Origin of the sequence: Burkholderia sp. MSHR3999 (assembly GCF_000833595.1) — a bacterium.
Lineage (GTDB): Bacteria > Pseudomonadota > Gammaproteobacteria > Burkholderiales > Burkholderiaceae > Burkholderia > Burkholderia ubonensis.
On sequence record NZ_JRFO01000005.1, the window covers coordinates 360,817 to 375,816 of the forward strand.

Sequence of the window (15,000 nt, forward strand, 5' to 3'; positions counted from 1 at the left end):
ACAAGCAATTTGTCTCGCATGATGCGCTCACGTGTCTCATTTGAGTTTTTCTTGAATAAGTCGAGGTTTCATGAAAATGGGTGTCGGGCAATTTGTCTCGCGCGGCACGTTTGTATGTCTCATTTTCATTCGGGACAGCGATGCATGCGAAATTCAATCGATATGATCTGCTTTCAGGAACCCCGGCTTGCGGTTGAGCACGGCGCAAGGGCAGGCGGGCCCGGCAGCGGAGCAATGCGAAACGTGCAACGTCCGGCTCGACTGTTTCGGAACATGAGGCGGCGGATTCGCAGGGCGGATTTGCAAAACTCCGTTAAATGAATCGATGGGTTTTTGGAGGCGATGCGTCAGAATGTTAAATATTGAAAATTACCGGATCGGGATTTCTGGTTGATTGAATTGTTCGAGTGCATATTTTAAGAATTCGAATCGATAAATATGCAAATTCTGGATCGAAGTAATCATCCTTGATCGATTGCGTATGAGGAGGCAGGCATGCGCGCATTTAAAACGGTTCGCCGCATCGAGCCGGATTGGCACTACACCGAGCCACGGCCGTATCGCGCCGATGCATGGGCGGAAGCCGCCGGCGCCGACGACGCGCCGGCGCCGGACGTGCGACCTGCCGATTCGCCGGACGCGATGCCGCGCGACGCCGACGCGGTGCTCGACCTGATCGACGCGGTGATCGCCGCGGATGCGCTCGCGTCCCGCCAGGCCGACGACGCGATCGCGGACGCGCCGGCGGCCGGCGGCCCCGTCCCGGCCCAGGATCTGATGCATTCGTTGTACGAACAATACTGCGGCGCGCTCGAGAATCCGCAGGCGTCGCTGTCGGCCGGCTGGGCGGCGCAGATGACGGCGGCGCACCGGCCGCTGCCCGACTTGCGGGCGGACGCGCGCGAGGGCGTCGACGCAACGGACTCGATCGCCGGGCTGCTGTCGGGCGCGCGCGTGCTCGACGACGCGTTCGGCCCGCTGACGCCGGGCGACGGACCCGATCCGGCCGCCACCGAGCCGGTTCCGGAGATCCTGCGGCTGTTCGCGCCGGCCGAGTACCACGCGACGGCCGCGCGCCGGCAGGGCGGCCTGCCGCCGGCGCTTACGCGGCAGGAACACCAGACGCTCGCGATCGACAGCCCGCTGCCGGCCTGCCCGCCGGCCCCGGCCTGCGGCGCGTGATGACGACCGGCATGCACTGGAGACGCCGATGAACACACACGAGAACGGCACGAGCGCGCCGCGCGGCGGCCCCGATGCGCGCCCGGGCAGCGACGGCGTCGCGCCGCCGCGCCGCGCGAACGCCTACCTGCTGCCGACGCTGCTCGACCGCCTGCGCGACGACGCGCCGCGCCGCCAGACCGAGGCCCCCGGCGAATACGCGGTGACGCGCATGCAGATGCGCGGCATCGTCCAGCGCGATCTCGCGTTCCTGCTCAACGCGATGAACATCGACTCGCACATCGACCGCGAGCGCTATCCCGAAGCGGCGGCCTCGACCGTCAACTTCGGGATGCCGCCGCTCGCCGGCGCGTTCATGGCGTCGCGCAAATGGGCCGAGATCGAGCGGGTGATCCGCCGCGTGATTCTCGACTTCGAGCCGCGGCTGATACCGGAGACGCTCGTCGTCGCGCCGTCGCGGGACGTCGAGGCCGGCCAGCGCGCCAACGTGCTCGCGTTCGAGGTGCGCGGGATGATCCGCATGGACGCGTATCCGATCGAGTTCATGGTGCAGAGCGCGCTCGACCTGGAAACGAGCCAGGTGAGCGTTACCGGCATGCGCGCGCGTTGACGCGCGACCCGACCAACGAGGCTATCCAGTGGACCCGCGACTGCTCGACTACTACAACCAGGAACTGATCTATATGCGCGAGCTCGCGACCGAGTTCGCGCACGCGCACCCGAAGATCGCGCGGCGGCTCGGCATGCAGGCCGGCGAAGTGGCCGACCCGTACGTCGAGCGGCTGATCGAGTCGTTCTGCTTCATGGCCGCGCGCATGCAGATCAAGCTCGACGCGGAGTTTCCGCGCTTCACGGGCCGGCTGCTCGAAGTGCTGTATCCGAACTACGTGGCGCCCACGCCGTCGATGTCGGTCGCGCGCCTGTATCCGAGCCGCACCGAAGGCAATCTCGCGGACGGCTTCCGGATCGCGCGCGGCACCGCGTTCGCCGCGCGCGTGCCGGCCGGCGAGAAGACCGCCTGCCAGTTCCGCAGCAGCCAGGACGTGGTGCTCTATCCGCTGGAAATCGCCGACGCGCGGCTGACCGGGATTCCGCCCGACATCCCGGCGCTCGACCGCTACGTGCCGGCCGGCACGCAGGTGCGCGGCGCGCTGCGCCTGCGGCTGCGCACGACCGGCAACGCCCGCATCGCCGACCTGAAGGGGCTCGACCGCCTGCCGCTGTATCTGGCGGGCGACGACCAGGTCGCGTCGCACCTGTTCGAGCTGCTGCACGCGGGCGGCATCGCGACGATCACCGGCGCGCCGGGCGAATTCGCGACGCCGGGCCGGCCGCTTGCCGCGGTTACGGGCGAGGCGGTCGTCCACGAAGGGCTCGGCGCCGACCAGGGCCTGCTGCCGCTCACGTGGTCGAAGTTTCACGGGCACAACCTGCTGCACGAGTACTTCGCGTGCCCGGCGCGGTTCTATTTCTTCGCGCTGACGGGGCTCGAGGCGGGCCTGCGCCGCGTGAGCGGGCCGGAAGTCGAGATCGTCGTGCTGCTCGACCAGCCGCCCGAGCGGCTCGCGAACGTCGTCGACGCATCGCGCTTCGCGCTGTTCTGCACGCCGGTGATCAACCTGTTTCCGCGCCACCTGGACCGCATCGAGCTGTCGTCCGGGCAGACCGAATTCCATCTGGTGCCGGCGCGGCTCGCGCCGCTCGACTACGAGGTGTATTCGGTCGAGGCGATGTACGGGCAGGTCGCGGCGACTTCGGCCGAGCTCGAGTTCCGGCCGCTGTACCAGACGCTGAACGACGACGAGCGCAACCACGGCCGCTACTTCTCGACGCGCCGCGAAAGCCGCCTCGCATCGGATTCGGCGCGCCGCTACGGCACGCGCACGCCCTACGTCGGCACCGAGATGTTCGTGTCGCTCGTCGACCAGAACGAAGCGCCGTATGGCGAGGACATCCGCTACCTGTCGGTCGACGCGCTGGTGACGAACCGCGACCTGCCGAGCCTCGTGCCGCGCGACGGCGTGAACGACCTGACGGTGGCCGAATCCGCGCCGCTCGAAAGCGTCGGGCTGATCCGCGCGCCGAGCGTGCCGAAGCCGCCGTTCGCGGAGCGCGAGCTGGCGTGGCGGCTGATCCGCCAGCTCAACTTCAATTACCTGCCGCTCGAGGAACTCGACCACCGGCCCGGCGGACAGGGCCTGCGCGACCTGCTGCGGCTGTTCGTGGCCGGCGACGAGGCCGACAACCGCCGGCAGATCGAGAGCCTGATCGGCGTGAAGACGCGGCCGGTGACCCGCAAGCTGCCCGGCGCGGGGCCGCTCGTGTTCGGGCGCGGGATCGAATGCGCGCTGACCGTCGACGAGCCGGGGTTTTCCGGCGTGAGCCCGTACCTGTTCGGCGTGGTGCTCGAACACTATCTGGCGCGGCACGTGTCGATCAACGTCTTCACGCAGACCGAGCTGCACTCGGTGCAGCGCGGCCGCATCGCCCGCTGGCCGGTGCGCATGGGCGCGCGGGGAGGAGCATGACGATGCGCGCGACGCCCGAGACCGCCGTGCCCGCCGTGCCCGCCGTGCCCGAAGCCGCGCTGTCGCCGCAGTTGCGCGCGCACCTGCAGGCCGAGCCGTGGCGTTACGGCTTCCTGTCGCTGCTGCGGCGCATCGGCGCGGACCCGCGCATCGATCCGGTCGGCACCGCGAAGCGCCCGCAGGCGGAGCCGTTCCGGCTCGGCCAGCAGCCGAGCCTCGCGTTCTCGCCGCGCGAGATCGCGAGCGTCGGCGACGCGGGCGGGCGAATCCGGGTGCGCCTCTTCGGCCTCGGCATGCTCGGGCCGAACGGGCCGTTGCCGATCCACGTGACGGAGATCGCGCGCGATCGCGAGGAAAGCCGCCGCGACCCGACGCTCGGCAATTTCCTCGACATCTTCCACCACCGCTACCTGACGCTGCTGTACCGCGCGTGGGCGTCGGCGCAGGCGGCGGCCGGCCTCGACCGGCCCGGCGACGAACGGTTCTCGTTCTACGTCGCGTGCCTCACCGGCCAGGACGCCGGCGAGATCGGCCGCCGCCCGCTGCCCGCGCATGCGCGGCTGTCGGCGTCGCCGCACCTGGTGCGCGAGGCGCGCAATCCGGACGGCCTGCGCATGACGCTCGAGCGCTACTTCGGCGTGCCGGTCGCGCTCGACGAGAACGTGCTGCACTGGATCGCGGTGGACCCGCTCGAGCACAGCCATCTGGGCAGGCCGGGCAGCGCGTCGACGATGGCCGAAGGCGCGCTGCTCGGCGAGCTCGTGCCGGACCGTCAGCACAAGTTCCGCCTCGTCGTCGGACCGCTCGACATCGCCGATTACCTGCGCTTCACGCCGCAGGGCGAGGACCTGCCGCAACTCGTCGAATGGGTGCGGGCGTTCGTCGGCTACGAATTCGAATGGGAGCTGGAGCTGCGCATCCGGCCGAACGGCGCGCCGCCGGCCGTGATCGGCGGGCCGCAGCAGCTCGGCTGGTCCGGATGGCTCGGGCGTTCGCCCTCCGGCGAGCCCGTGACGGGCATGCGTTTCGAGCCCGAGCGGTATGTCGACCAGTTCGTCCGACACGGCGGCCCGCCCGATTCCACTGCGCAGGAATGCATACGATGAGCCACCACCGAACCCACGCCGGCCAGTCCGCCGCCGCGCGCACGCCGAACACGCACGACTGGATGGCGCCGGTCGATCCCGAGGCCCCTTGCGGCGCGGACCTTGAATACGATCCCGAGTTCGTCGTGCTGGCGGCGAAGGTCGCGCCGCGCGCGGAAGCCCAGTACGGCGACTTCGTCGGCTCGCCGGAACCGGTGAACTGGAACGACGTCGAGCGCGACTGCCGGCGGCTGATGATGCGCAGCAAGGACATGCGCCTCGCGATCCTGTTCACCCGATGCCGCACTCGGCTCGGCGGCGCGGCGGGCCTCGCGGAAGGCGCCGGGCTGCTCGCCGGCTGGCTGGCCGCGTTTGCGGACGGCATTCACCCGCAGCCCGGCGTCGACGCCGATCGCGACGCCGCGCTGGAGATCCGGATGAACGCGCTGCAGGCGCTGACCGATCCAGACGGCCTGCTCGCGGACGTGCGCGAGATCACGCTGGCCCGGTCGACCGCGATCCGCCTGCAGATGCGCGACGTCGAACGCGCGTTCGCGCAGCCGCGCGCGGCCGATGCGCTGGCGCCGGAATCGGTGCTGCGCCAGCTCGACGAATTGCGCGCGCAGCAGCCGGCCGCGCTGGCGGGCTTCGACGAAGCGCTCGCGAGCGTCGCCGCGATCGACGCTTGGAGCCGCGACCACCTCGACGCGTATGCGCCCGACCTGTCGGCGCTCGATGCGCTGCTGCGGCTCGTCGCGGGACGGCAGGCGCGCGCGGCGGATGCGGCGCTGGAGGCGGCGCCTGACGACGCGCTGCAGATGCAGGACGCCGTCGGCGCGCAGCCGGACGAAGCGCGGCCGGCGCTTGCCGAAGGCGTTGCGGATGCCGTGCGCCCCGGCGTGCGCGGGACGCCGCCGGATCGTATCGCCGCAGCCGAATTGATCCGCGACGCGCGCCTGTGGTTCGAGCAGCACGAGCCGAGCAGCCCGGTTCCGGTGCTGCTCAGGCGTGCAGAGCATCTGGTCGGGAAGTGCTATGCGGAAGTGGTGCATGCGATTCCGGCCGAGCTGCTGTCGCTATGGGCCGGCGACGCGCCGTGACGGCACCGGCACACGCCGCGCGCACTTCGGCGCGCTTCACCGCTTGATACCGTTTCTGGAGGGATTCCGTCATGCCGAACGTTCCTGCCGCACGCACCGTGATGGTCGGCGGCCCCGCGCTACCGACGACGCCCGTCGGCGAACCCGCGCTGCAATTGAGCGCGATCCACGGCAACGAAGCGCTGTCGGAGATCTACGCGTACACGCTCGACTGCCTGACGCCGCCGGACCTGACGATGCCGGAAGAGCAGGCCGCCAACCTCGATCTGAAGGCGATGATCGGCAAGGAGCTGACCGTGACCGTGCAGCTCGACGGCATGGGCTCGTTCGTGCCCGGGATGCCGGGCGTCTCCGGCGCCGCCCATATCGGGCAGGGCAAGCGCGAGATCAGCGGCATCGTGACCGGCGCGAGCTTCGAAGGGCAGTTGAACCGGCAGTGCCGTTACCGCCTGACGATGCAGCCGTGGATCTACCTCGCCGACCAGCGCTCGGATTACCGGATCTTCCAGAACAAGAGCGTCGACGAGATCATCGACGACGTGCTGAAGGCGTATTCGTACTCCTATGACAAGCGGCTGAGCGGCCGGTATCCGAAGCTCGTCTACCAGGTGCAGTACGGCGAGACGGATTTCGCGTTCATCCAGCGGCTGATGCAGGAGCACGGCATCTACTGGTTCTTCGAGCATTCGAACAAGGTGCACCGGATGGTGCTCGTCGATCACCTGGGCGCGCACAAGCCGGTCGACAGCGCCGCGTACCGCACGCTGCGGTACTACCCGCCGGGGCACAAGATCGACATGGAGCACGTCGACGTGTTCAACATGACGGAGCGCATCCAGTCCGGCCGCTGGACCACGAACGACTTCGATTTCGAGAAGCCGAACGCGCGGCTCGGCGTCGAGAACGCGCTGCCGCAGGACACCGCGCACAACGGGCTCGAACGCTACGAATGGCCGGGCGACTATGCGGACCCGGCGTACGGCGAGCATTTCGCGCGGGTGCGGATGGAGGAAGTGCGCGCGCAGGGGGAGCGCGCGTCGGGCGGCGGCAACGTGCGCGACGTCGTGTGCGGCACGACGTTCACGCTGGAGGGCTATCCGCACGGCGACGCGAACCGGGAGTACCTGGTGCTCGACGCGTCGTTCGAAGCCGTGGAAACGGTCGGCGCGACCGGGCCGGGCGAATTCCGGATCGGCACGTCGTTCGTCGTGCAGCCCGCGACCACGGTGTTCCGGCCGCCGCGCACGGTGCCGCGGCCGCGCACGCGCGGGCCGCAGACGGCGGTCGTGACCGGGCCGCAAGGGCAGGACATCTGGACCGACCAGTACGGGCGCGTGAAGCTGAAGTTCCACTGGGACCGCTCGCCGGTGCGCGACCAGAACTCGTCGTGCTGGGTGCGGGTGTCGTATGCATGGGCGGGGAACAGCTTCGGCGGCATCCATATCCCGCGCGTCGGCTCGGAAGTGATCGTCGATTTCGAGAACGGCGACCCGGACCGGCCGATCGTGACCGGACAGGTGTTCAACGCGCTGCACATGCCGCCGTGGCCGCTGCCGGACCATGCGACGCAAAGCGGGATGCTGAGCCGCACGCCCGCCGGCAGCGGCGAGCAGGCGAACATGCTGCGCTTCGAGGACAAGCCCGGTGAAGAGCAGGTCAAGCTGCATGCGCAGCGCAATTACGACGTGTCGGTGGAAAGGGATGCGACGAAGGCCGTCGGGCGCAAGCACCTGACGCTGGTGGGGCTCGAATTGCCGCCGGTGTCGTCCACGAAGTCGCCGCTGGATCGGCTGGTCGACGTGCTGCGGCGCGGGGGCGCGGCGCGCGGCGCGTCGGCGGGGCAGCAGCCTGCGTTCCAGCAGCAGCAACAGCGGCAGCAGCAATATCAGCCACTGAAGCAGCAGCGTCAGTTTCAATCGACGAGCGCGCCCCAGGGGCTCGCCGCGAACGTCGCGAGTCGGCTGCAGGAAATCATCGCGATACTCACGAGCCCGTTTGCGACGGCATCGGTGAGCACCGTACAGGGGGCGTCCACGTCCGTGGTGTTCGGCGATACGAAGGGGGTGAACGTCGGCAATACGGTGAAGGTCACCAGTGGGGACGCGCGATCGGAAGTCAATGGAACGGCCTTCTCGATGAAGGCGACCAACATTTCGTTGAATGGCTTGTCTGTCGGTCTCACCGGGTTCAGCACGAGTCATACGGGAACGAGCGTCGACACGAAGGGATGCAGTATCGGGACGACTGGCGCAACCATCTCGGAGACTGGTGCGAACATCTCCGATACGGGCGTCGCGGTCGGCACGACGAAAACCAATGTCAGCTGCATCAAGGGCATCGAAATCAAGATGTGACCGACACGTTCGAATGAAAATCATCAAACCCCTCAGGCTAAGCCCGCTGACACGCCTCTACCGAATGCGCGGCGAAGAGCATCTCGGCATCGCGGCGCTGATGGTCGCGACAATGGGTGACGCCCCGCAATTGCTGATGGACACGGAACTCTGGAGTCTGGCCGGCGAGGAATTGGGCGACTACACGCTCGACATGGCATTGCCGAAAGCACATCCGGAATTTCTCGTCTCCGGCTACGCATACGGCAAATATGCCAACGCGCGCGGCGGCGGCGCCTGCGACGTCGGCGTCCACGTCAACGGCATCAAGAAGCGGCTGCGGGTATCCGGCGACCGGCGTTGGGACGGCTCGCGCATCACCGCGCCGGAGCCGTTCGAGCGCCTGAAGCTCGATTGGGATCTCGCCTACGGCGGCGCGGGCTGCGCCGACAATCCGCGCGGCCGTGGCATCGCGATGCCCGATGACGACGTGCATCTTCTGCCGAACATCGAATCTCCGCACGACCCGATGCGCTTCCGTGACCAGCGCCCCGCGCCGGCAGGCTTCTGCCCGATCGACGCTGCGTGGCCGCAGCGCGCGAGCCTGTATGGCGAACACGACCGGCAATGGCTGGAGGAAGACTTCCCGGGCTTTCCGCGCTCGCTCGACCCGCGCTACTTCAACATCGCGCCGGCCGACCAGCAATGGATCGAACAGGACGAATGGCCTGACGGCGCGGCCTACGAACTGGTGCACCTGCATCCCGACCACGCGTTGCTCACCGGACGCCTGCCGGCGCTGCGCGCGCGATCGTTCATCGTGCGCGCGGGCAGCGATACGCCCGAGGAAATCCCGATGCGCTTGACGACCGCATGGTTCATCCCGCACCGCGAACGCGTGCTGATGATCTACCACGGCGCCACGACGGTCCGGGAGTTCGACGCAAGCGACGTGGACGCGCTGCTGTTCGGCGCGGATGCGAGCGGGCAGCCGAGGCCGGCCGACTGGTATCGCCAGGTGATCGACTGGCGAACCCGGCACGAGAAGGCCGCGCTCTATGCGCTGCGCGATCAGGATTTGCTGCCCGAGCGTTATCTGTCGCCCGGATTCCCGGGGATGTCCGACGCGGCGTCGCAAAGCGTGAGGCAGCAGATCCTGAAGGACAGGTTGAGCGCGTTCCCGAACGCCCGCCAGATCGAGGAGCCGCGTCCTGATCAACTCGTCGAGTTCGTCGAGCGTCAGGAGGCGGAGGCTGAAGCGCAGCGCGCCCGTCTGGAAAAATTGCGCGAAGAAGCTTCGGCAAACGAAGCAATCGCGAAGGCGGCGCGGCGCGGTCCGCCGGAACGCATCGCCGCGCCGGATGACGGAGCCGGACCGGCCGGCCGCTCACGCATGCAGCAAATGCAGCACGACGCGGATGCAAGCCTGCGCAAGCTGTATCTGCAGTCCGCGCATCATCAGGAGGCGCCGGACCGGTTGAGTACGGCCGCGTCGCGACCGCATCGCGAACGCGTCGCCGCGGTGGTCGCGGCAGGACAATCGCTGGAGGGCGCCGACCTCACCGGCGTCGATCTTTCCAGGATGGATCTGCGCGGCGCAAGGCTCTCCGGCGCGATGCTCGAAAACGCCGATCTGAGCGACGCCGACCTGACCGGCGCGGCTTTGAACCACGCCGTGCTGGTGCGCGCGAACCTGAGCCGGACGACGTTCCGCAATGCGGACCTGACCGGCGCAAACCTGTCTCTCGCGGCGTGCGACCACACGGACTTCGCCGGGGCCAACCTGAGCGATTGCATCGTCGAGCGCGTTCAATGGCGCGATTGCAGATTGAACGGCGGCGTGCTGGACAACACGCGATTCAGCGAATGCCGTTTCCACGCCGTCGATTTCAGTCACGCGACGCTGCGCAACCTGATTTTCATCGAGCAGTCTTTCGACGACGTGGATTTCTCGGGCGCGACGATCCGCAAGATGCTGCTGATGAACTGTTCGATCGTCGACGTCCGGTTCTCGGCCGCCGACATCGAGGGATTCGGGATCGTCGACACGCAGGCGAACGGGCAGCTTCGCTTCGATCGCGCGCGCGCGTGGTCAAGGCCTGCTTCATCCGGCACTGCGACCTGGGCGGCGCCGATTTCTCGTGCGCGATGCTGAATGAAGTCAATTTCCGCGAAACGAATCTCGGCGGCGCGTATTTCGGCGGCGCGCACATCAGCAACTGCGACTTTACCGACGCATGCCTGAGCGCTGCCCGACTTCGCGGTGCGAAAGTCGAAGGGAGCAATCTCGTGCGAACCGATTTCACGCAAGCCGACCTTCGCGACACCGACCTCATCGGCGCATTCATGCGGCGCTCGACGCTGGACGGCGCCGATCTGCGCCGGGCCAACCTGTTTCGCGCGAACCTCGCGCAGGTCCTGGCCGACGACGACACGCGCTGGGACGACGCTTACCTCGACAAGGCCATGCGGTATCCATTGGCGGAGAAACGCACATGAGAACGAGCGCAGCACAGTTGCATGAAGCGATCCGCCAGGGTCAGGTCATCCGGGATATCGTGATCGATTCGGCGCGCTACGATGCGCTGGATTTCTCCGGAGGCGTGTTCGAGCGCGTCAGCTTCGTCAACGCTGGCATGACGCGCGCGCGGTTCGGCGACGCCGTGTTCAACGGATGCCGGTTTCAACGCGTCGACCTGACGCAGGCGGACCTGACGAACTGCGTGTTCGAGCAATGCAGCCTTGACGACGTCTGCGTCGCGCAAGGCAATCTGAACGGCTGCGTGATGAATGCGACGCAGGCTGCCGGCACGGATTTCAGCGGCGCGCAGGCGGACGGCTTCAGCTGCATCAAGAGCGACCTGAGCGATAGCTGGTTTCATGACGGGCGGATCGAAGCCGCCGTGTTCTGCGAGACGCGGCTCGCGGGCGCCGATTTTACGCGGGCCGAGGTGCGCAAGGCGGTTTTCTACCAGCTCGACCTGACGCAATTGCGGCTGGCCGATGCGAGCTTCCACGATACGGTCTTCGCCGAATCCAGTCTGGTCGGCCAGCAGATGCGCGGCCAGCGGATGCATCGCTGCCAGTTCGTGCGCGCGGATCTGCGCGATGCCGATTTCACCGCCGCCAATCTCGCGTACTGCAATTTCCACGGCGCGAAGCTGTCGGGGGCGCGGCTCGACGGCGTCGACGCGCCGTTCAGCATTTTCTACGAGGCCGACGGGCAGGGCGCGGCCTGCCGCGACGCCGCGTTGAGCGACAGCATCTGGGTTCAGGCGGATATCCGCAACGTCGATTTCAGCGGCTCGAAACTGGACCGGGCCGTGCTTCAACATGCGCAATGCAATGGCACGCGCTTTTCGCGCACGAGCCTCGAGGGTTCGGATTTCTCCTATGCGAACCTGACCGGGGCCGAATTCGACGACGCGTGCTTTGCACGCACTGGTTTTCATGGGGCGATTTCGCCCGATATCGCGTGGCGCGCGCATCCCGGCGCGATCGAGCGCGATCAGGCATTGGCCGACGCGCAGGCGTGGTCGCGGCGCCGGGATGAACGCAGCGAGCGCGACGATCGGTAGGCGTGACGTGTTCGAACCGTCTTGAATCGAAGGAGAGAAGATGCATTCAACAGTCGCAGAACGGCGCGCCGGCGTTTCGCCCGCGACGCCGGAAACGGTGGCCACGATCGTCGACGTGCTGCTCGACGGCAGCTTCGTCGCGGCGTGCGACGGCGCGAAGCTGCATTGCCGGCGCGCATTCAGTTGCCTTGTCGAACCCCGGCCCGGCGATCGCGTCGCGATTTCGCGAGCGGACGAGCGAGGCGCGTATGTGACGTACGTGACCGCAATCCTCGAGCGTCCGGACGCGGACGGCGTGCACATCGTCGTCGACGGCGATCTCGTGCTGGAGTCGACGCGGGACGTCTGCGTGAAGAGCCGCGACGCGCTCCTGCTGCGAAGCGGCGAGCACGTGTCGATCAAGACGGCGCGGCTCGCGATGTCGGCGCAGGAGGCGTCGTTGTCGTCCGAGCGGGCGACGATGACGAGCGCGGAATTCCACGGCAGGGTCGGCAAGGTTCGGCTGATCGGCAAGATTCTCGAGATGGTGATGGACCGCGTTGTCCAGTCCTGCCGCAGCAGCTTCCGCACGGTGGAAACCGTCGAGCACCTGCGCGCGTCGCATGTCGATCACGCGGCGACCGGGACCATGCGGCTGCATGCGAACACCACGTTGATCACGTCCGCGCAGCTTTCGAAGATCGATGCCGGACAGATCCATCTCGGTTAGGAGGACGTATTCATGTTTGCGAACTCGAGTGCGGGCGGCAAGAACATGGCGACGAGCGTCAACCTGACGCCGCCGGCGAGCACGCCTGTCGCGTATCAGAACGAGGCGCAGCGTGCCGGCGCGGTGCCGAATGTTCCGAACGTGATTCTGGTTGGCGGCCCCGCTCACAATGCCGCGACGATCGTTCCGTCGTCGAGCGGCGACGCGGGCGGGGCGATGGGCGGCGTCGCGTCGGGAACGGTAGGTGGGACGTCCCGCAATCCGAAGGGCTCGGGCAAGGTGATCCTGTCCGGCAGCCCGGTCACCCGGATGACCGACCCGACGCTGCAGAATACCGGCAACGCCAGCGGCGCGGGCACGTCGCCGAGCCAGGTGAAGGTGCTCGTGCTTTCGTGAGCCGTCTTGATTCCGCAGTGTTTTAGCCAAGGGTTTACTGAAATATCGGTTTCAAAAGGTTGATCGCGGCCAGGCCGATTGCCGTGTTCGAATCGGCTTGCATTCGTTGATGGATCGCCTATTTTTAATTCCGTCTGCTCTGTCGAAAAAAAACGTCGGCCAGAACGATAAGAACAGGTCGAGCGAATAATTCCGTGGAAAATTCCATGAATGAAGCTTGCGGCATCGCGGAAGAAAAACGGCACCCTCTGCAGACATTCCTAACGGCTGGTACCCCTGTCTGCGCGACTTTTGATTCGGCATGCTTGCCGCCGCGACATCGGCCATCAGCCTACATTGGAGGTGATATGACGAAGCGAACAGAGCTGCAGGCGGAAGTGGTCCGTGCGCTTAACGAAAGCAATGCAATCGACTTCGACGCGCTGGGAACCATCATTGCCAAGTTCGGCCCTCGAGCGGCCGCCACCGGCGACGCGATCGGGCTGGTGATCAACTGGCGGCTGATCGATTTCTGCATCCCGCCCGAACCGTATCAACAGCAATTCGTCGAGCGCGTATCCGAGCGGGAATTGAAAACCTGAACGATGCGAGAGCACGCTCGCTCGCCCGACCTGGTCGGGCGAGTCCTCAACGCCCTTCACATTGCCGCGCGGATGCTTGCGTCGATCGACGAGGCGCGGCCGTCGCGCGGAGGCGATTCGGGTATTCCGGGTTTTCAGGCAACCTACCGCGACAAGATCGTCGCGGAATCCGCGATGCTCGTTTTATGCGCGAAAGGGGCGGCAAATCACGATCGGCGAATATCGGAATGTGTCGACGCCGTCATCGGCCCGATCCATCGCTTCGCGAGGAGCGAGCAGGTGGTGAGCGCGCTATGCGTCGATCCGGGGCGGGCGCTGGAACATGCGGTCGCGCACATCGTTCTCGGCCGCCTGGGCTACCCGGATGAGAAGCTCGACCATCTGCTTTCGCTGTGCCACGCCGGCGGCGCGGCGGTGGGCCCGGAACGGCTGCCGCATCGGCAGTTGGAACAGCAGTGGCTTGCTCGCCTGTGGGGTGTCGCGGATCGGCCCGGTCACGCCGAGCGATCGCTTCTCGTTCAATCGATGCTGGGCCGGGCGCTCGACGCGTTCGGTTCGAGCCGGCTCGACGTTTATGCGTTCACGCATGCGCTGATGTATGCAACGGATTTTGGCGATCGCTGCCCGAGGCTGCCGCGCAAGCTGTCCGCGATTGTCCACGATGCCGAGACCGCGCTTGCATTCGCGCTCGACACCGATGACCTGGATCTCGCGGCGGAGGTGCTGTTGACATGGCCCATGCTCGGTCGGCCATGGAGCCCCACGGCCGTATTCGCGTTTCGGCGGCTCACCGACGTGGCGGACGAACGGGGATTTCTGCCCGGCTACAACTTCGTTGCGGCCGAATACGACGAGCTGACGGGTGACGAGCAGAGGCAATATGCGCTCGTGACGTCGTATCACGCAAACTATGTGATGGGATTCCTGTGCGCGTTGGCTTTGCGACGCGGCGGCACGCCAACCGTTTCCGTGTCCGCGGATCGGCGTTATCGGGGCGCGGCGGCCGCCCTGATCGATCTCGTCGGCGACGCGGCCGAAACGCTTCCGTGGCGACGGCAGTTCGACACGCTCACGCCGGATGAACAGGATCGGGTCTCGCCATTGCTGCTCGCCACGATCCTTCGCCGAGCAAAGAACGGCGGCGATATGCGGTTGGTGCAACATGCGCTGGCTGTTGCGGTCAAGCATGACCTGTGCGGTTCGCCGTCCGCCGTGCAGGCGGCTGCGCTGCTCCGCCGCGGGCAATTCCTGGTTCGTTACTTCTCGGAGCGCGCGACCGAACGAGGATCTGCTGCGTACGTTGCCGTCGAATAAGAAAGGGAATTCAAAACGTCGGATCGTCGCTCGTCTTTTGCTCACCGGCAAGGTGTCGGGAACGCAGGCCGGACAGCGCATGCTCATGGGTCCGCTCGAACTTGAGCGGCGTGACGGTGACGTGCCCGGCCCTGAGCGAAGCGGTTTCCGAATCCGCCGCATCCTCGCGCGGCGCTCTGCTCAATTTGAGCCAA

11 protein-coding genes and 1 pseudogene are annotated in these 15,000 nt (G+C 66.9%); all 12 read left to right on the forward strand.

Annotated features, from left to right (window positions below; all coding sequences use genetic code 11):
• Window positions 1-495: 495 nt before the first annotated feature.
• The 12 genes and pseudogenes from KY49_RS15305 (at window position 496) to KY49_RS15360 (ending at window position 14,806) form a co-directional block, all read left to right on the forward strand.
• Window positions 496-1,182, forward strand: a complete 687-nt coding sequence (locus KY49_RS15305) for a TagK domain-containing protein (protein ID WP_080404757.1) — start codon at window positions 496-498, stop codon at window positions 1,180-1,182.
• A gap of 28 nt (window positions 1,183-1,210) precedes the next feature.
• Window positions 1,211-1,792, forward strand: coding sequence for a type VI secretion system baseplate subunit TssE (tssE, locus tag KY49_RS15310; RefSeq protein WP_042585484.1), 582 nt, complete (start codon window positions 1,211-1,213; stop codon window positions 1,790-1,792).
• A 28-nt stretch (window positions 1,793-1,820) separates the two neighbouring features.
• A complete protein-coding gene (gene tssF / locus KY49_RS15315) occupies window positions 1,821-3,710 on the forward strand; it encodes a type VI secretion system baseplate subunit TssF (protein WP_042585485.1) in 1,890 nt (629 codons plus the stop codon).
• Between the two features lie 2 nt (window positions 3,711-3,712).
• Complete coding sequence (tssG, locus tag KY49_RS15320) at window positions 3,713-4,816, forward strand: type VI secretion system baseplate subunit TssG (RefSeq protein ID WP_042585827.1); 1,104 nt, start codon at window positions 3,713-3,715, stop codon at window positions 4,814-4,816.
• Window positions 4,817-4,878: 62 nt separating this feature from the next.
• On the forward strand, window positions 4,879-5,895 hold the full coding sequence (locus KY49_RS15325; RefSeq protein ID WP_197083586.1) for a type VI secretion system protein TssA: 1,017 nt from the start codon (window positions 4,879-4,881) through the stop codon (window positions 5,893-5,895).
• Between the two features lie 71 nt (window positions 5,896-5,966).
• Window positions 5,967-8,249 carry a type VI secretion system Vgr family protein gene (locus KY49_RS15330; protein WP_042585487.1) on the forward strand — a complete coding sequence of 761 codons (2,283 nt, stop codon included), beginning with the start codon at window positions 5,967-5,969 and terminating at the stop codon, window positions 8,247-8,249.
• 13 nt (window positions 8,250-8,262) lie between these two features.
• Window positions 8,263-10,727 (forward strand): annotated as a pseudogene (locus tag KY49_RS15335) (DUF2169 family type VI secretion system accessory protein).
• The gene (locus tag KY49_RS15340; RefSeq protein ID WP_042585488.1) at window positions 10,724-11,806 is read left to right on the forward strand and encodes a pentapeptide repeat-containing protein; all 1,083 of its coding nucleotides are present in this window, start codon (window positions 10,724-10,726) and stop codon (window positions 11,804-11,806) included. Before KY49_RS15335 ends, KY49_RS15340 begins: the two are co-directional and overlap by 4 nt.
• Before the next feature lie 40 nt (window positions 11,807-11,846).
• A complete protein-coding gene (locus KY49_RS15345) occupies window positions 11,847-12,515 on the forward strand; it encodes a DUF3540 domain-containing protein (protein ID WP_042585489.1) in 669 nt (222 codons plus the stop codon).
• A 12-nt stretch (window positions 12,516-12,527) separates the two neighbouring features.
• A complete protein-coding gene (locus tag KY49_RS15350) occupies window positions 12,528-12,911 on the forward strand; it encodes a DUF4150 domain-containing protein (protein WP_042585490.1) in 384 nt (127 codons plus the stop codon).
• A gap of 206 nt (window positions 12,912-13,117) precedes the next feature.
• Window positions 13,118-13,492 (forward strand): hypothetical protein, encoded by a 375-nt coding sequence (locus KY49_RS38605; protein ID WP_156162539.1) that lies wholly within the window; start codon window positions 13,118-13,120, stop codon window positions 13,490-13,492.
• Window positions 13,493-13,495: 3 nt separating this feature from the next.
• Entirely contained in the window at window positions 13,496-14,806 is a 1,311-nt protein-coding gene (locus tag KY49_RS15360; RefSeq protein ID WP_156162540.1) for a DUF6895 family protein, read from the forward strand.
• Window positions 14,807-15,000 lie beyond the last annotated feature (194 nt).